Below are 16,894 nucleotides of genomic sequence, written 5' to 3' on the forward strand. Positions count from 1 at the left end.
AAATCATCCGTACGCACGGTGTTGCCCAAATACGTCGCTACGCCATATGCGTTACACACTGACATATGCGGCTTCGATACGATAAGTCAGACATCGCACGGAGATCGACATGACATTCGATAACAGCGCTATCAACGATCGGGCCGCGCATGTAATTTGGTTCGAAACTTCCGCGGGTGCGCGCCGGATCAAGGCAGGCGTGTCCTGGGAAGTCTTGCGGGCGCGCTTCGGCGCCGGCACGGACGAAGAAGACCTGCTGATCGCCTACCGGGGCAATAGCCGCATGCTGCACGCCTTGGCCCAGCGCAAGTTCCTGGATAGCCATCCGCTACCGGTGATGCTGGGACAGTCCGACTTCCCCGACGAGGGGCGCCACGGGCGCTGATTCTCCGCGGCGCCGCGCCGGCGGTTCGTACCGTCAGTGCTTGCCGCCGACGATCCGGCCCAGCGTTCTTACCGCCGTCTGGACGTCGCCGCTCATGGGCAGCGCGCAGCTGATACGCAGGAAATGCTCGTAGCGGTCCGAGTTCGAGAACATCCGGCCTGGCGCTACGCGTATGCCCTCATCCAACGCGTGTTCGAATACGTCTTTCGATGCACGCTCGTCCGGCATTTCGACCCACAGCAGCATGCCGCCACTGGGCACGCTCAGGCGCGTACCGCGCGGGAAGTGTTCCGCGATGGCGCGAGCCATGCCTTCGCGCTGCGTCTTCAGGCGCCGGCGCAGACGCATCAGGTGGCGGTCATAGCCCTTGGATTGCAGGACCTCCGCGATGGCGATCTGCGGCGTGGCGGCGTTCGGACGGCTCTGCACGAACTTCAGCATCGCCAGGCGTGCCTTCCAGCGGCCGCCTATCATCCAGCCCAGGCGCGACCCGGGCGCCAAGGTTTTCTGCATGGAGGCGCAGTAGATGACATTGCCGTCGCGGTCCCATGCCTTGGCCGCGCGCAGCGGCTCGTCGCCATCGGCGAGCGCGCCATAGGTGTCGTCCTCGATCAGCGGAATGGCCTGCCGCTCGCACAAGGCCACCAGGCGGGCCTTGTCTTCGTCCGGCATGATGCTGCCCAGCGGATTGTGCAGGTTGGGTACCACCACGACCGCCTTGATGTCGGCGTGCGTCTGGAAAGCCAGGTCCAGCGCCTCGATGGACAAGCCGCGTTGCGGACTGGTGGGAATTTCCAGCGCGCGCATCCCCAGGCTGCCGATTACCTGCAGGAGACCGAAGTAGGCCGGGGACTCCACCGCGATGGTGTCGCCCGGACCCGCGACCGCGCGCAGCGCGATGTTCAGGGCCTCTATGCAGCCATGTGTGATCAGGATGTCATCGGGGCTGGCGCTGATACCCGCGTCCAGCGCGCGGCGGGCCAGCGTGGCGCGAAGATAGGGATGGCCCTGGTGCGGGGCCGCGCGCGTCAGGGATTCCGGGTAGCGGCGCACCGCGCGCAGCATGGCTTGCTTCAATGCATCCACGGGGTAGGCATCGGGTGGCGCTACCGAATTCGCCAGGTCGATGCGGGGTGGATGCATGGCGCTCTTGGCGATGAAGTCGGACACGCGATCGTGGATCCCGACGTAAGAGGCCGCATCCAGCACCTGGCGCGTATCCGGCTCGCCCACGGGCAGGAGTTTGCTGCGCTGGTTCTTCAACACGAAATAGCCGGATCGCGGACGGGCTTCGATCAAACCGTCGTCTTCCAGGCTGCGGCAAGCCTGTAGCGCCGTGCTGATACTGACTTGGTGGAGCCGGACCAGCGTACGCACCGAAGGCATGCGGGTGGCGGGCGCAAGGACGCCGGAATAAATGGCTTGCCGGTAATGTTCGGCCAAACGCTGATACAGGGGTTGTTCCATTGCGCAATCATTGCGTATGCCGGTCGCGACGGAATAGGCACAGTTGGGCTGGAATCCGACGGTAACAGAAATCCCTGGTATCAACTGCCCTCCTGTACAAACCGCTCCGCTGTGCCTGGGAGACCCAGGAGTGCCGGCCTATGCTGCACAACGTTCGTCATCCACGTGTGGAGAAAACTTGTGAGAATGGATCGGTCGGCCTGGGATTTGTCGCTTTCATGCGGTGAAACACGCGTGGTTTATATGCCACCGCGGGCGCTCATTCTGGGCGTGAAAGGCAATGTCACTGTCGTGGAACAGGTGCAAGGCCTGGGCGAGGCCAGTTTCAGTCTTTGTATCCCCGTGCGCTGCGGCGAGACGCACGTCCTGGCATATGGCGGCCAGGTATTGATCCGGGCGACTCAGTGTGCGAATGTCCGCGTGCTGCCGCCCCAGCCGTACTTCGCCGCGTGGCGCGCCCGCTGCGGCCGTATGGCCAAGGCGCTGCAGCATGCGGTCGCGGATTTGAGCAGGCGGCTGCACGGCGCATGATATCGCGCGGAGCGAGCCGCGGGTGGCGCGGCCCGCTTCACGGGACCCGCTTCATGGGACCGCACTTCATGCGGCCCGCTTCATGCGGCTCGCGACGCGTGGCCGGCGACGATATCGCGGGCGACGGCTTCGGCGACCTCGATGCCATCGATGGCGGCGGAATAAATGCCCCCGGCGTATCCGGCGCCTTCGCCCGCGGGATATAGCCCCACGGTGTTGATACTCTGCAAGTTGTCGTCGCGGCGCTTGATGCGCAGCGGCGACGACGTGCGCGTTTCGACGCCGGTCAAGATGGCGTCGCCCATTGCGTACCCCTTGATCTTGCGGTCGAAGGCGGGCAGGGCTTCGCGGATGGCTTCGATGGCATAGTCGGGCAACGCCGTCGACAGGTCGGTGGGCGTTACGCCCGGCGTGTACGAAGGCTGCACCTTGCCCAGGGACGTCGAGGGCCGGCGCGCCAGGAAGTCTTCTACCCGCTGGGCCGGGGCCAGGTAGCCGCCGCCGCCCAGTTCGTAGGCCCTGGATTCCCATCGCCGCTGGAAATCGATACCGGCCAGCGGGCCACCGGGATAGTCCGCTGGCGTGATGCCGACGACAATTCCGGCATTGGCATTGCGTTCGGCGCGCGAATACTGGCTCATGCCATTGGTGACGACCCGGTTGGGTTCGGACGTTGCCGCCACGACCGTCCCACCCGGGCACATGCAGAAGCTGTAGACGGCGCGTCCGTTGGCGCAGTGATGCACCAGTTTGTAGTCGGCCGCGCCCAGCACCGGATGCCGGACGTGCTTGCCGAAGCGGTCCCGGTCGATAAGGCTCTGCGGGTGCTCGATGCGAAACCCGATGGAAAAAGGCTTGGCTTCCACATAGATGCCGCGGTCATGCAGCATCTGGAAGGTGTCTCGTGCGCTGTGCCCGACGGCCAGCACCAGGTGGGTACAGGGCAGATAATCGCCATTGGCCAGTTTGAGGCCGCGCACGCGGCCATGGTCCAGGTCGACGTCTTCCAGGCGGCTCTGGAAACGGATCTCGCCGCCCAGCGACTCGATGGTCGCGCGCATTTTCTCGACCATGCTGACCAGCCGGAAGGTACCGATGTGGGGCTTGCTGACGTAGAGGATTTCCTCGGGCGCACCCGCCAGGACGAATTCCTCCAGCACTTTGCGGCCCAGATGGCGTGGGTCCTTGATCTGGCTATAGAGCTTGCCGTCGGAGAACGTGCCGGCGCCGCCTTCGCCGAACTGCACGTTGGATTCAGGATCCAGCACCTGTTTGCGCCATAGGCCGAACGTATCCTTGGTGCGCTCCCGTACCGCCTTGCCGCGTTCCAGGATGATGGGGCGAAAGCCCATCTGCGCCAGGATCAGTCCGGCGAACAGGCCGCACGGACCCATCCCGACCACGACCGGACGCGCGGCATTCGGCGCCATGCTCGCATCCGCCACGAATCTGTATTGCATATCAGGCGTCGGGCCGATGTGGGGATCGTTGGCAAAGCGTTTCCTTACGGCCGCTTCGTCGCGCAGCTCGACGTCCAGCGTGTACACCAGCTGGATGTAGTCCCGCTTGCGGGCATCGTAGCCGCGCCGGTGGATGTGGAAGGAGACCAGGTCGGTCGGGGGAATCGCCAGGCGCGTGGCAATGGCCTGGGATAGCGCCGCTTCGGGATGGTCGAGCGGCAGCTTGACTTCGGAGATACGTAGCATGGTGGGAGTCCGGCGCCGCTTATGGCGCATAGCCGCGGGTACCCGGCGGGGCCCGCAAGCGGCAGTTTAGCAAGCGGCCGGACTCCCGTCCGCCGCTTACTCCCAAGGCGCCATGCCGGCCTTCGGCGATGGGGGCGAGTCGGGTGGGTCTCCGGGCGTCGGCGGGTCGCCGGGCAGGGGCGGTTCCCCGGGGGCAGGCTCGCGATGTTGCGCATCGTGTGCCTGCTCCAGGAGGTCTTCGGCCACATTGGCGGAGCTTGGCGAGCGCGGATTCAGGGTATTGGGTGCGATGGACATGGCGATCCCCCAGTGTTCAAAGGAACCATAGGGCGGCAAGCGCCGTACCTGCATGAGCTCGCCATGCGGCGGGCCGCCCCGTTGCCAGGAGCCCGCCCGCACCCTGGCGGCCGGGTCGGAGCCTGCGCGTGCCACGGTGGGATAGCCGTGCGGATAAAAGCCGGGCACGCGGCTTGCGAAAAGCGGCGCCGTCTGGATGGGGCGTAAAGATCCCTCCAGGAACCGGAATTTTTCCATTCATCCGACCCAAAAAAGGAAAGACCGATGAAAAGCAAAGCCATTCTCGCCGTCCTTCTCGCCATCGCCGCTTTGTCGGCCGGTTGCAATACTGTGTCCGGCGCCGGCAAGGATATCGAGCGCGGAGGGGAAAAGATCCAGGGTGCCGCGGACAGGCATAACAACTGATGTCCCGCGACCGGCGGCGCCCAAAGGGGGGCGCCCCGGCGCCGCGTTTCCTGTCACATGAAGGCCATTGGAGGCGATAACAATGTTCAGAACCACGCCCTCGCTGACTCCGGACCAATTCCGCTGGCTCAAAGAGCTGCGCTCGCGCGCCTCGCTGGTCGGCTTCGACATCCCGCAGCCCGTCCGCGGGCAGCTGGAAGCGATGAACTATATCGAGGATCGCGACGGCAAAGCCACTGTCACGCGGCCCGGCGCGGCGGCGCTGGGATCCTATCGGGAGCCGCCGCGGCCCTGAGCGCCACGGCGTCTGGTGCATAATCCACGGCTGAGCTTTAAAACGTGGAGTAGGTAATGCCTGGATGCCGTCCATTACTGCTTGCCGTGCTGGTGTGCCTGGGCGGATGTGCCTCGGGCATCGAATCCGGCGGCAATTTCCCCAGCGATACTTTCGACGTCAGCACGCCCTATGACGCGGCCTTCCGCCGCGCCGGCGAGTTCGTGCGGGTATGCCATACCGAGCGCGAATACCCCTATGGGGTTCAGTACAGGGACAGCCAGAAGCTGGACGAGCAGTTCGCCGTCGGCCGTATCGCCATCTTCAAGGTGCCCGAGCCCACCGTCCATCTGGAAACCATGGAAATCAAACCCAAGGGCAAGATGGACGCCACCGTAACGGTCACCGTGCTGGGCAAGGGCATGTGGGACTCCCGCGAACTCGCGGCGGCGCGGCGGTCCATCCAGAGCGCCACGCCGGTCTGCCGCGACAGCCAGGGTTGAACCGCCTGGCGTCCTCTTATCGCGACGCCTCCTTCGGCTTGGTTTCTGACAAATCGGCCGGATCGTTCGCATAGACGTCGTCTTCCGGCTTCGGGATGCCGGGGTCGCCCGGGTCCGACAGGGCGCGCCCCTGGCGCGGCATGCCGGCGACGGTGGGGGACTTGTCCGGCTCGGGAAGGATCCGGGTCCCCAGGCGGGAGGCCTCCTTGGCCTGGGACGCCGATGGCTGGGTGCCGGCGCCTGCCGGGGCTTTCTCTTCGGGCATGGGGTTCTCCTGCATGGCGTGAACGGTGCAAACTTTGCTTGCACAGGCGGCAGAATTTGCAGCGCGGCGTTCAGAAAATATTGGAATCGCGCACGTGCTTTTTGTACGGCGCGGGCTTGGTGTTGTCCGCCCAGCTGCCATCGCCGCGCGTTTCCGCCTGGGGCTGGCTGGCGTCGCGGGCTTCGTCGGGCGTACCTTCCTGGGGCGGCCGGGGCAGATTGGGAACATCGACCGGCGAGTCCGGCGGAAAAACCCTGCCCTGGGTGCCGGCTTCCACGCGCCGCTTGCCGGCGCCGCCGGTCCCGCCGCGTGGGGATGGCTTATTCATGTTGCGCTCCTGTTGATGTGCAGTGCCGGGCTGCAAGGCGCGTTCCCGTCGATGCCAATCCCCGCTATGCTTGCGACTGCCGCCGCTTACCCGTAGGAACCATGGATCACACCGATCACCCCCGTTCTTCCAACGCCTATCAGGCGCTCACTTCCCATGCCCTGTCGGGCTTCCGCTTCCTGGCATGGATCAATGGCATTGCCGCCCTGATGCTGCTGGCGTTTTCCCTGGGCGTGGTGGGGGGCGACGTGGACCCCCCGGATCTGCGGCAACCGATCGCGGCGTATGCGCTAGGCCTGGCCGCTTGCGCGGTGGGCGTACTGTTTTCCTATCTGGCGCATTTCAGTGTGTTCCGCCAGATCGCCGCGGGGCGGGCGGGCAAGGGGCATTGGCTGCCGATGGTCTTGGCCGCGGCCGCGTATTTCGCCAGCGTCGCCGCTTTCGTTGTGGGGTGCTGGGGGGCTGCCGGCGCGGCCGCCGATGCGCCGCAGAACGACGTCTCCTATCGCGCCGATGCGGCGCTCCATTGGCCGTCCTTGCCCTTGCGGGGGCACGCGGCGCCCGCGCCGGCTTATGCCGGCAGGTAGGCGGCGATCAGTTTCTCTGCCGCATCGGCGACGCTGCGCGCCGGTCCCTCCGGGTCGCCGCTGAAGATCTGCGCCGACACGAAGCATCCTTCGAGCAGCAGCAATAGCGCATCGCCCAGCGTATCGGCGTTCGCCGCGCCGGCCGCCGCGGCCAATTCCCGCAAGCGTGCGCGCAGGACGCGCTTGTTGGCTTCCGCGATGGCGCGTCCCGGATGTACGTCGGTTTCCCCGGGATACTCCACGACGGCATTGGTCAGGGCGCATCCCCGATAACCGGGGATGCTGACGCGCTGGGCCACGTGGCGGAAATACGCCACCAGTTGCGCGCGTGGATCGCCCGCATGGGGACGGATCGCGTCGTCGAAGCGTTGGAAGAACGCGGCGTCGTAGTCCTTCAGATAAGAGGCCGCCAACTCGTCCTTGGAGCCGAAACTGCGATAAAGCGTCGGCTTGGTGGCACCGGCCCGGGTGACGATTTCGTCCACCCCGACCGCCCGTATGCCGTCCCGGTAGAACAGCTCGCGCGCCGTGCGCCGTATGCGCTCGGCCGCCCGCGCCGGTCTGCCGGCCGCGGGTTCATCGGGGAAGGGGGAGAAGGGGGAAGTGCGGTTCATCGTGAATCTGCTTGACAATGTTACCGAGCGGTACGTACTATTCGGCGCACAGCAACGTACCGGTAAGTAACATGACTATAACCCGTTCCAGGCCGTTTGGACAGAAGTATGCCTTCGTCGTCGTGGCCATTGCATTCATCGCCCTGCTGGTGGGCGCCGGCCAGCGCGCGGCCCCCGGTGTGCTCATCGTGCCGCTGGAACAGGCATTCGGCTGGGGGCGCGATGTTACCTCCTTGTCGGCGGCCATCGGGATTTTTCTCTATGGGCTGGTGGGTCCTTTCGCGGCCGCGCTGATGCAGAGCTTCGGCGTGCGCCGCACCCTGATCGGGGCACTGGCGCTGATGTCGGTGGCCGCCGGGGCCAGCGTCTGGATGACGGAGCCCTGGCATCTGGTCCTGTCCTGGGGGGTCTTGTCCGGCCTGGCCACCGGATGCGTGGCGGTGGTATTCGGCGCCACCGTCATCAATCGATGGTTCGTCAAGCATCGTGGGCTGATGATGGGCATCCTGACGGCCAGCACCGCTACCGGCACACTGATCTTCCTTCCCGGCATGGCGGCGCTGAGCGAAGCAGGCGGCTGGCGTCCCGTGGTGATCACGATTTCGGTGGTATGCCTGGCCCTGGTGCCGCTGGCCTGGCTCCTGATGCCGGAACGCCCCTCCGATATCGGGCTGGTGCCCTATGGGGCGGAACCCGGCCATGTGCCGCCGGCTCCGGTGCATGCCAATCCGCTGAAGGCCGCCTTCGGCGCCCTGGGACGCGCGGTCGGCTCGCGCAATTTCTGGTTCCTGTTCGCGACTTTCTTCATCTGCGGTTTCACGACCAATGGCTTGATCGGAACCCACTTCATCGCCCTGTGCAGCGACCAGGGCATCGCGGAAGTGCGGGCAGCAGGCCTGCTGGCGATGATGGGGCTGTTCGATCTGGTCGGTACGACCGCGTCGGGCTGGCTGACGGACCGCTATGATCCGCGCAAGCTGCTGTTCATGTACTACGGTCTGCGCGGCGCCTCGTTGATCTTCCTGCCGTTCTCGGACTTCTCGATATACAGCCTGGGCATCTTCGCGGTGTTCTATGGGCTGGACTGGATCGCCACCGTGCCGCCCACCCTGAAGCTGGCGGTGGAAAGCTTCGGCGAGCGCGATGCGCCCATCGTCTTCGGCTGGATTGTCGCCGGGCACCAGCTGGGCGCGGCCAGCGCCGCCTTCATGGCCGGCGCGCTGCGCCAGGCTCAAGGCAGCTACTTCCTGGCGTTCCTGATTTCCGGCGCCACCGGGATCGTCGCGGCGGTCATTGCGTTGCAGATACGCAAGGCCAAGCCTGTTGCGGCCATGGCTTCGGCCTGATGTACGCAAAATGAATTGGATGTGGCGGACCTAGCTGATAATATACGCAAAGCGTATACATGAGAGGTCGCCATGTCCATTTCCCAGCAAGCTTTCCTGCGCGACGCCATGCGTCGGCTCAACCTGACTCGGGACGTTTTCGCGGCCAGGATAGGCGTAAAGCGGCGTGCCCTGGATACCTGGCTGCTGCCGGAAGGCTCGCAGGAATTCCGGGCGATGCCCGAGGTGGTCGAACGCTTCGTCACCGAGATCGTGCAAAACGGCGACCTGCGCGAAAAGTATATGCAAAGCGCCCAGAATGGTCCGCTGCGCGATCGCATCAGCGTTGAAGGCAAGCACCAGCTGCTGTCGGTGGACCAGTTCACGCGGGAATCGGTGGAGGACCTCTTTCGCGTCGCCGACATGATGCAGCCCATCGCGCGCCGCCAGAAGGTGTCGCGCGTGCTGGAAGGGGCCGTGCTGGGCAATCTCTTCTTCGAGGCGAGCACGCGCACGCGCGTAAGTTTCGGCTCGGCGTTCTGCCGCCTGGGCGGTTCCGTATGCGACACCACCGGTTTTACCTTTTCGTCCATGGCGAAGGGCGAATCGATCTACGACACCAGCCGGGTGATGAGCGGCTATGTGGACGCCATGGTCATCCGCCATCCGGAGAAAGGCTCCGTGGCGGAGTTCGCGCGGGCCACGAATATCCCGGTGGTCAACGGCGGCGATGGCCCGGGCGAACATCCCAGCCAGGCCCTGCTGGACCTGTACACCATCCTGACCGAGTTCTCGCGCCTGGGCAAATTGCTGGACGGCGCGCATATCGCCATGGTGGGCGACCTGAAATACGGCCGTACGGTGCATTCGCTGATCAAGCTGCTGGCCCTGTACCGCGGCGTCAAGTTCACGCTGATCTCGCCGCCGGGCCTGGAAATGCCCGGCTATATCGTCGAACAGGCGGCCAAGCACGATAACGTCATCGAGCAAAAGCAGTCGCTGGCCGAAGGCCTGCCCGGCGCGGACGTCATTTATGCGACCCGTGTGCAGAAAGAGCGCTTCGCCGACGAAGCACAGGAAGGCTATACGCCCGACTTCCAGATCAATCGCGCCATCATCGATGCCTATTGCGGGCCGGACACCATCGTGATGCACCCGCTGCCGCGCGACAGCCGGCCCGGCGCCAACGATCTAAGCGTCGATCTCAACCACGACCCGCGGCTGGCCATCTTCCGCCAGACCGACAACGGGATCCCCATCCGCATGGCGATATTCGCGGTGCTGTTGGGCGTGGAAGGACTCGTGCAGCACTCCATGCGCGACGTCACGTGGCGCCATCCCTCGCATATCGGACCGGACGATTCGGCCTTCCACGGGTTGGACTGACGTCCCGGCCGCTGGGGAACCGGCCGCCGGGGAAACGGCCCCGGCGGCAGGCCGCGTCAATCGCGCTTTTCGCCGCCCAGGGCTTCCACCAGTTCGGCCATCAGCTTGGCCAGCTCGCCCGTCATCAGCGCCATATCGCCGTCGAACTTTTCGTCGTCGTTCTGCGCCATGGCGTCGCTGTTTTCCTTCAGTACGTCCAGCGGCGCGATGCGCTTGACGTCCAGCGATTCGGTCAGCACGAAGGAAATGCGGTCGGCCCAGGTCATCGCCAGGCGCGTGCACTGCTTGCCGGATTGGATATGGCGCCGTACGTCATCTGCATCGATGGTGTGCTTGACATAGCGGATCGCCGCCCGGCTTTCGCCGGAGGCGCGCAGCTCCGTGTCCTGGTCGATACTGAAATTCGCCGGTGCCTCGTCTTCCGCCAGCCAGCCGGTCATGGCAGCGGCCGGCGATTGGGCAACGTACAGGCTTTCGAGCGGGAAAGGGTCTATCGACTTGGCCAGCAGGCCCAGGACTTCATCGGCCTTGGCGGAGGCGGCCGCATCGACCACCAGCCAGCGGTTGACCGGATCGATCCACACGCGTGTGTCGCGGTAGATACTGAAGGCCTTGGGCAGCAGTTCGTCGGTGACGCGCTCCTTGATTTCCTTCATCTGCTTGCGGCCGGGCTTGTAGCCTTGTTGCTCTTCGATTTCCTGTGCGCGCGCCTTTGCCACCTGATTGATCACGGTGGCGGGCAATAGCTTTTTTTCCGCGCGCAAGGTCAGCAGCATCTGCCCGTTGACCGTGTGCACCAGGCCGCCGTTCTCACGCGTCGGGATCCAGCCCAGGCTTTGCATTTCCAGCGTATTGCCGCCCTGGAAGGCGAATTTGGCCAGCGCCTCTTCGAGCTGCTCGTCCTTCATGGCCCAGGACGGGGAAAGGCGGTAAATCTTCAGATTCTTGAACCACATGGCGTCGGGCAAAAGCCGGAATTCTATACGACGTATGTCGGACGCCCGTCGCGACGGCCGAGACTTATTTGCCAACAAGAGATTACCGCGGTCTCGTTCCATCCTCCGATATCCTGGTGCGCGTGTCATCCGCCGCGCACGGCTGAAGGCGGGGCGGTGTCGAGTCGATCGAATTTCCACCCGCCCGAAGGCAGGACGTGGGCATGGGAGGGCGTATGAGAAGCGCATGCATGGCTGCCGCGTTGTATGGGACGTTTTTGACTCTGGCGGCACTTGCCGCCGCGCTTTGCGCGCCTGTCGCATATGCCGGAAGCAGGGAGGGCAGCGTGATGTGGGTGAATCCCATGAAGACGGATTACTACATAAACATGAAGGACAAGTCCGAGTGCGTCATCGATGCTGGAAAGTCCTGGCTCAAAGTGCCCGCCGGCGAGCATCCGGAGTACCCGGTAAAGATCTCATCCCCCTGCGGCGACACCAGCTTCTTCATTACTTGGGAGTTCTCCATGATGTACCTGGGTAAACACGTCACTTTGCGCATTACCTACACGGAGGTGAACCCGGATGCGAAAGCAATCGGGGTGGTCTCGGTATCGCCGTCGGCCAGGTTTCTTTTCACCGCGGAGTGCGGGACGAACCGCCGACCCTGCCGCGGGGTGTTTGAAGCGGCCAGCGTTCAGGGCACGGCGGTGCGGGTGGCGGCGATCCCGCTCGCGGTCGTGACCAAATCCCTGGCCTCCGAATTTATGGGAGCGCGGTCCAAGTAGCCGGGGGCATGCGTTATCGCCCACCGGGCCATGCCCCCACCGCGCCGCCGGGTCACGTTCTGTCACCGACACCGCCCGTGCTCTGGAGTATCTTTCCGGCCGGTACAAACGGCCGCATTTCGCGGCGCAACGGTATGGGGGAAGCCATGAAGCCGACCATCTTTATCGGGGCTATCTTGATCGTGCTGGGCGTGGTGGCCCTGGTGTATCAGGGGTTCAGCTACAAGTCCGAGGACACCATCGTGCAAATCGGGTCGGTCAAGGCCACTGCCGAGACCACCAAGTCGGTGCCCATTCCGCAATGGGCCGGTATCGGCGCCATCGTGGTCGGCGTGGTCGCGATCGGCCTGGGCATGCGCCGCTGATTACGCGCCGTCCCACAGGGGACAGGCATGCGGTTTGCGAATATCGGCGGTTCTCATGCTCAGGGAGTTGCCAATGGCGCAGACCGCATCCGGGACTGCTTCCGGTCGATCGCATCCGGCGAAACGCGCCGCGCAGGCGCAGCCGGCCAAAAAGCGCGCGTCGCGCACTGGCCAGGACGGGGCCGATACCCGGGTGCACGGCATCGCCATCACGCACCCGGATCGCCAGTTGTTCATCGAGCCGGCCGTCACCAAGCTGGGGCTGGCCCGCTACTACGAGTCGGTGGCGGACCTGATCATGCCGCATCTGGCCGACCGGCGCGTCGCGCTGTTGCGTTGCCCCGATGGCGCGGTGGGGGAATGCTTTTTTCAGAAGCACATGGGCGAACATCTGCCCGCGGGCGTGGAGCCCGATGGCGATATGCTGGTTATCCGCGATATCGTCGGCGTGATAGGACTGGTGCAGCGCGGCGTCATCGAATTCCATACCTGGGGCGCCAAGGCGCCGGGCTCCGATAAGCCCGATCGCTTGACCTTCGACCTGGACCCGGACCCGCGCACCCCCTGGCCTGAAATGGCGCAAGCCACGCGGGTCGTTCGCGACCTGCTGGTGGAAATCGGCCTGCGGCCTTTCCTAAAGACCACCGGAGGCAAGGGGCTGCACGTGGTGGTGCCGGTGCGGGCCACCCTGGGATGGGACGATGTGCGGCGTTTCTGCAAAGGCATCGCGCAGCAGCTGGAGGACATGCACCCCGATGTCTTCATCGCGAATATGTCCAAGGCCAAACGGCGCAACCATATCTTCGTGGACTACCTTCGCAACAGCGATGGCGCCACGGCCATCGCTGCCTTCTCTGCCCGCGCCCGGCCGGGCGCGCCGGTATCCGTTCCCGTGCCATGGGAACTGCTGGACGATGCGGAAGACCCGCGCGGCGTTGCCTTCAACGTGAACAACGCGCTGGCGCGCGCCCGCGCCTGGCGCGACGATCCCTGGGCGGAGTACGAGAGCGCGCGCAAAGGGCTGACCGCCGCCATGCGCAACCGCTGAAGCCGGATCGCGGCGACAATACGGCAAAAAAAAGGCCCGACTGTGGAGGTCGGGCCGGTACGGGAGCACACGATGTCGCGCTGTTTAAGGCTCGCGGGGAGCGCGGCACCGGTGTCAGAATGCGACCCTGCAATCGCCGGACAGGGGGATCGATCGTCCGGAGACCAATGCGCAAGGCCGTGATCTGAGCCCTCAGTCTAGTGCCCGGGCTCTGACATCGTCCTGAATCGACGCGCGGCATAGCGGTGGCACCCGGCTTTGTTGAGCAGGCCACCGCTGGCTATCATGATACGTGCACGCCCGCGATGGTCAGTCGTGCCCCGCCGGGTACACCGGCTGTCGTGTGCCCTCCGGCATGCGAAAAAAAAGCTCCCCGTTACGGGAGCTTTGTGAAAGGCCGGTCGGGTGCAGCGTCCCGGCCGGCAGGGGCCGGACGGACGCCTAGTCCTTGTTCAGATCGACGTCCTTGGTCTCGCGTACGAACAGCGTGCCGATCACCAGCGTCATCACGGCGATGATGATCGGGTACCAGAGGCCGTCATAGATATTGCCGGTGGCCGCGACGATGGCGAAGGCCAGGGGCGGAAGGAAACCGCCGAACCAGCCGTTGCCGATGTGGTACGGCAGGCTCATCGACGTGTAGCGTATGCGCGTGGGGAACATCTCCACCAGCATTGCGGCGATGGGGCCGTACACCATGGTGACGTAGATCACGAGTATGGTCAGCAGCACCACCACCATGACGTTGTTGGATTGCGCCGGGTCGGCCTTGGCCGGATAGCCGTGGCCACGGATGGCGGCGGTCAGCGACTTGTCCAGTTCCGCGCTGCGCGCCTTGAAATCCGCGGGCGGCAGGGCGGCGCCGTCGAAGGACTGGAATTCATCGGTGCCGATGCGCACCTTGGCCACCGAGCCGGCGGGCGCCGCTTCGTTCTTGTAGTTCACCGAGTTGCGCGCCAGGAAGGACTTGATGATGTCGCAGCTGCTGGTGAACGACGCCGTGCCTACCGGGTTGAACTGGAAGGAGCAGGTGGCCGGATCGGCGATCACGGTGACAGGGGCGGTGGCCTGGGCTTTTTCCAATGCCGGGTTGGCGAAGTGCGTCAGGCCCTGGAAGATGGGGAAGTACGTGACCGCCGCGATCAGGCAGCCCGCCATGATGATGGGCTTGCGGCCGATGCGGTCGGACAGCGCGCCGAACACTACGAAGAACGGCGTGCCGATCAGCAGGGCCACCGCGATCATGATGTTGGCCGAATTGGCGTCCACCTTCAGCGTCTGCGTCAGGAAGAACAGCGCATAGAACTGCCCCGTGTACCACACCACCGCTTGTCCGGCCGTCAGGCCGAGCAGGGCCAGGATCACGATCTTCAGGTTCTTCCATTGGCCGAAGGATTCGCTGATCGGCGCCTTGGATCCCTTGCCTTCTTCCTTCATGCGCTGGAAGGTCGGCGATTCGCTGAGCTGCAGCCGGATCCAGACGGAGATGGCCAGCAGCACGAAGGACAGCAGGAAGGGTGCGCGCCACCAGCCCCACGAATCGCGGAAGGCCTCTTCGCCCGAATAGGAACGCACGCCCAGGATGACGAGCAGCGACAGGAACAGGCCCAGCGTTGCCGTGGTCTGGATCCAGCTGGTGTAGAACCCGCGGCGTCCCATGGGCGCGTGTTCCGCCACATAGGTGGCCGCGCCGCCGTACTCGCCGCCCAGCGCCAGGCCTTGCAACAGGCGCAGGATGATGAGCAGGGCCGGCGCGGCGATGCCGATGGAGCTGTATGTGGGCAGGATGCCGACCAGGAAGGTGGACAGGCCCATGATCACGATGGTGACCAGGAAGGTGTACTTGCGGCCTACCAGGTCGCCCAGGCGGCCGAAGACCAGGGCGCCGAATGGCCGCACCGCGAAGCCCGCGGCGAAGGCGAGCAGGGCGAAAATGAAGCCCGCGGTCGGGTTGACGCCGGAAAAGAAGTGCAGGGCGATGATCGGCGCCAGCGACCCGTACAGATAGAAGTCATACCACTCGAAAACAGTGCCCAGCGACGACGCAAAAATGACTTTGCGTTCATTGCGGGTCATGGGAGCGGGGGCCGAGATGGCGCCCGGGCGCGGCATGGAAGCTGTGCTCATGATGTCTCCTCACGGGATGGCTGGCGGTTGCTCCGCCATGCTCGGTATGTGCAGACGCCCCGCGGATGCGGGGAGGCTGACCGCCACGGTAGGCAAGAAGGCTGACGGGGGTCTGACGATTCCCTGAACCGGCCCGATTTTGTGTTTCTAATTGTAAGAAAGCGGAAACCGAACGGATACCTTCAGGCCGGCCTGCGTCGCGCCCGGTGCGGGGTTATCCCCCAGTTCGACGAGGGCGTCGTGCTTCTGGGCGATCTCGCGCACGATGGCCAGGCCCAGGCCGCTGCCCTCCGCCGATGTACCCAATACGCGATAGAAGCGGTCGAACACGCGTTCGCGCTCGTGCGGCGGGATGCCGGGCCCCGAGTCCTCCACCTCGAGCAAGGCGGCGTCCGGCAGGGCGCGCACGCGCACGGTTACCCGGCCCCCGCGAGGGGTGTAGCGCAGCGCGTTATCCACGAGGTTGTTCAGCAGCTCAGCCAGCAGGATGGCATTGCCGACGATGGTGGCCGGCCGCCCCGCTTCCTCGAAACCCAGGTCGATGCCTATCGCCAGTGCCTGGGGCGCCCATAGCGTGGTTTGTTCGCAAGCCAGGCCATTCAGGTCCAGCGACGCCATGCCCACGGTGGCCGGGTTTTCTGCGCGGGCGAGCAACAGCAATTGATTCACCAGCCGGGTGGCGCGTTCGGATCCCGCGACCAGCTGTCGCAGGCTGGCCTGCATCTCGTCCGCGCTGGCGTCGCGCAGCGCCAGTTCGGCCTGGGTGCGCAGGCCGGCCAGGGGCGTCTTCAATTGATGCGCGGCGTCCGCGACGAAGCGCCGCTGCGTCTGGACGGTGGCGGACAGGCGTTCCAGCAGGTCATTGATGGCGGCCACCAGCGGCGCGATTTCGCTGGGCGTCGCCCGTTCGTCTATGGGCGACAGATCGTCGGGTCGGCGGGCGCGCAGCCGCTGCTGCAGGGCGTTCAAGGGGGCGACGCCGCGCGACAGGCCGAACCACACCAGCAGGACCGCGATGGGAAGGACCACGAACTGCGGGATGATGACGCCCTTGATGATGTCGTTGGCCAGTTGCGCGCGGCGTTCGGTCGTTTCGGCGACGATGACCACGGCTGGCATTTCGCCCGCGGCGCCGGGCGGCACGCGGGTGTAGGCCAGGCGGATGGCGAAGCCGCGCAGCGTACTGTCTTCATAGCGCACGGTACCGGGAACCGCCAGGTCGGCGCCCTTCGGTAGCGGCAGTTCGCGGTCGCCGCCCAGGTACTGGCCGCGGCCGCCCAGCACCAGCCAGAACACACTATCGGTTTCGTTGGCGCGCAACAGGCTGCGCACGGGCTCGCTCATCTGCAGGGCCGCGCGGCCGTCCACGGTCTGGACCTGGCGCGCCAGGACGCGCAGATGGTTGGCCAGCGCGCGGTCGTAGGGCACGTCGGCGATGTTCTGCGCGACGACATAGGTGATGGCCACGCTCATGGGCCATAGCAGGAACAGGGGGGCCAGCATCCAGTCCAGGATCTCGCCCAGCAGGGATCGGCGCGGCAGCGCGAACGAGGGGCCG

General features: G+C 65.2%; 19 protein-coding genes. 11 read left to right on the forward strand and 8 right to left on the reverse strand.

The annotated features are described in order from the left end of the window. Positions 1-109 precede the first annotated feature (109 nt). Positions 110-385, forward strand: coding sequence for a DUF1488 family protein (locus tag BAU06_RS08950; protein WP_066347348.1), 276 nt, complete (start codon positions 110-112; stop codon positions 383-385). 33 nt (positions 386-418) lie between these two features. Here BAU06_RS08950 and BAU06_RS08955 read toward each other — a convergent pair whose 3' ends face one another. Beyond that, positions 419-1,852: an aminotransferase-like domain-containing protein gene (locus tag BAU06_RS08955; protein WP_066347353.1), complete on the reverse strand. Its 1,434-nt coding sequence runs from the start codon at positions 1,850-1,852 to the stop codon at positions 419-421. Between the two features lie 186 nt (positions 1,853-2,038). Between BAU06_RS08955 and BAU06_RS08960 the strand changes: the two genes are divergently transcribed. Then, positions 2,039-2,383 (forward strand): hypothetical protein, encoded by a 345-nt coding sequence (locus tag BAU06_RS08960; protein ID WP_066347355.1) that lies wholly within the window; start codon positions 2,039-2,041, stop codon positions 2,381-2,383. Positions 2,384-2,463: 80 nt separating this feature from the next. Here BAU06_RS08960 and BAU06_RS08965 read toward each other — a convergent pair whose 3' ends face one another. Further along, positions 2,464-4,089 (reverse strand): NAD(P)/FAD-dependent oxidoreductase, encoded by a 1,626-nt coding sequence (locus BAU06_RS08965; RefSeq protein ID WP_066347357.1) that lies wholly within the window; start codon positions 4,087-4,089, stop codon positions 2,464-2,466. Between the two features lie 561 nt (positions 4,090-4,650). On the opposite strand from BAU06_RS08965, the gene BAU06_RS08975 reads away from it, so the two are divergent. From BAU06_RS08975 to BAU06_RS08985, 3 genes are all read left to right on the forward strand, one after another. Next, entirely contained in the window at positions 4,651-4,791 is a 141-nt protein-coding gene (locus BAU06_RS08975) for an entericidin A/B family lipoprotein (protein ID WP_066347362.1), read from the forward strand. A gap of 82 nt (positions 4,792-4,873) precedes the next feature. Continuing rightward, positions 4,874-5,086: a hypothetical protein gene (locus BAU06_RS08980; protein ID WP_066347365.1), complete on the forward strand. Its 213-nt coding sequence runs from the start codon at positions 4,874-4,876 to the stop codon at positions 5,084-5,086. 56 nt (positions 5,087-5,142) lie between these two features. Then, positions 5,143-5,568, forward strand: a complete 426-nt coding sequence (locus BAU06_RS08985; RefSeq protein ID WP_066347368.1) for a BPTD_2524 family lipoprotein — start codon at positions 5,143-5,145, stop codon at positions 5,566-5,568. 16 nt (positions 5,569-5,584) lie between these two features. On the opposite strand, the gene BAU06_RS08990 is transcribed toward BAU06_RS08985, so the two are convergent. Next, the gene (locus BAU06_RS08990) at positions 5,585-5,833 is read right to left on the reverse strand and encodes a hypothetical protein (protein ID WP_156770185.1); all 249 of its coding nucleotides are present in this window, start codon (positions 5,831-5,833) and stop codon (positions 5,585-5,587) included. Positions 5,834-5,903: 70 nt separating this feature from the next. After that, positions 5,904-6,161: a hypothetical protein gene (locus BAU06_RS08995; protein WP_082988085.1), complete on the reverse strand. Its 258-nt coding sequence runs from the start codon at positions 6,159-6,161 to the stop codon at positions 5,904-5,906. 101 nt (positions 6,162-6,262) lie between these two features. Between BAU06_RS08995 and BAU06_RS09000 the strand changes: the two genes are divergently transcribed. Then, on the forward strand, positions 6,263-6,748 hold the full coding sequence (locus BAU06_RS09000) for a YidH family protein (protein WP_066347369.1): 486 nt from the start codon (positions 6,263-6,265) through the stop codon (positions 6,746-6,748). On the opposite strand, the gene BAU06_RS09005 is transcribed toward BAU06_RS09000, so the two are convergent. Then, positions 6,733-7,362, reverse strand: coding sequence for a TetR/AcrR family transcriptional regulator (locus BAU06_RS09005; RefSeq protein ID WP_066347373.1), 630 nt, complete (start codon positions 7,360-7,362; stop codon positions 6,733-6,735). The two genes, BAU06_RS09000 and BAU06_RS09005, sit on opposite strands and share 16 nt — an antisense overlap. Before the next feature lie 71 nt (positions 7,363-7,433). On the opposite strand from BAU06_RS09005, the gene BAU06_RS09010 reads away from it, so the two are divergent. After that, positions 7,434-8,708 (forward strand): MFS transporter, encoded by a 1,275-nt coding sequence (locus BAU06_RS09010; RefSeq protein WP_066347375.1) that lies wholly within the window; start codon positions 7,434-7,436, stop codon positions 8,706-8,708. Between the two features lie 72 nt (positions 8,709-8,780). Further along, positions 8,781-10,073 carry an aspartate carbamoyltransferase gene (locus BAU06_RS09015; RefSeq protein ID WP_066347377.1) on the forward strand — a complete coding sequence of 431 codons (1,293 nt, stop codon included), beginning with the start codon at positions 8,781-8,783 and terminating at the stop codon, positions 10,071-10,073. Positions 10,074-10,129: 56 nt separating this feature from the next. Here BAU06_RS09015 and BAU06_RS09020 read toward each other — a convergent pair whose 3' ends face one another. Further along, on the reverse strand, positions 10,130-11,029 hold the full coding sequence (locus BAU06_RS09020; protein WP_066347380.1) for a recombination-associated protein RdgC: 900 nt from the start codon (positions 11,027-11,029) through the stop codon (positions 10,130-10,132). 230 nt (positions 11,030-11,259) lie between these two features. Here BAU06_RS09020 and BAU06_RS09025 point away from each other — a divergent pair, with 230 nt between their 5' ends. The 3 genes from BAU06_RS09025 (at position 11,260) to ligD (ending at position 13,209) form a co-directional block, all read left to right on the forward strand. Further along, positions 11,260-11,796: a hypothetical protein gene (locus BAU06_RS09025; RefSeq protein WP_066347383.1), complete on the forward strand. Its 537-nt coding sequence runs from the start codon at positions 11,260-11,262 to the stop codon at positions 11,794-11,796. A 146-nt stretch (positions 11,797-11,942) separates the two neighbouring features. Beyond that, the gene (locus BAU06_RS09030) at positions 11,943-12,161 is read left to right on the forward strand and encodes a hypothetical protein (RefSeq protein ID WP_066358528.1); all 219 of its coding nucleotides are present in this window, start codon (positions 11,943-11,945) and stop codon (positions 12,159-12,161) included. A gap of 73 nt (positions 12,162-12,234) precedes the next feature. Continuing rightward, positions 12,235-13,209, forward strand: coding sequence for a non-homologous end-joining DNA ligase (gene ligD, locus BAU06_RS09035; RefSeq protein ID WP_066347391.1), 975 nt, complete (start codon positions 12,235-12,237; stop codon positions 13,207-13,209). Between the two features lie 441 nt (positions 13,210-13,650). Here the strand turns inward: ligD and BAU06_RS09040 are convergent, their stop codons facing one another. Continuing rightward, a complete protein-coding gene (locus BAU06_RS09040; RefSeq protein ID WP_156770186.1) occupies positions 13,651-15,336 on the reverse strand; it encodes an MFS transporter in 1,686 nt (561 codons plus the stop codon). A gap of 147 nt (positions 15,337-15,483) precedes the next feature. Further along, a complete protein-coding gene (locus tag BAU06_RS09045) occupies positions 15,484-16,839 on the reverse strand; it encodes a sensor histidine kinase (protein ID WP_156770375.1) in 1,356 nt (451 codons plus the stop codon). Positions 16,840-16,894: the final 55 nt, after the last annotated feature.

The sequence above is a fragment of the Bordetella bronchialis genome (assembly GCF_001676705.1).
GTDB lineage: Bacteria > Pseudomonadota > Gammaproteobacteria > Burkholderiales > Burkholderiaceae_B > Bordetella_C > Bordetella_C bronchialis.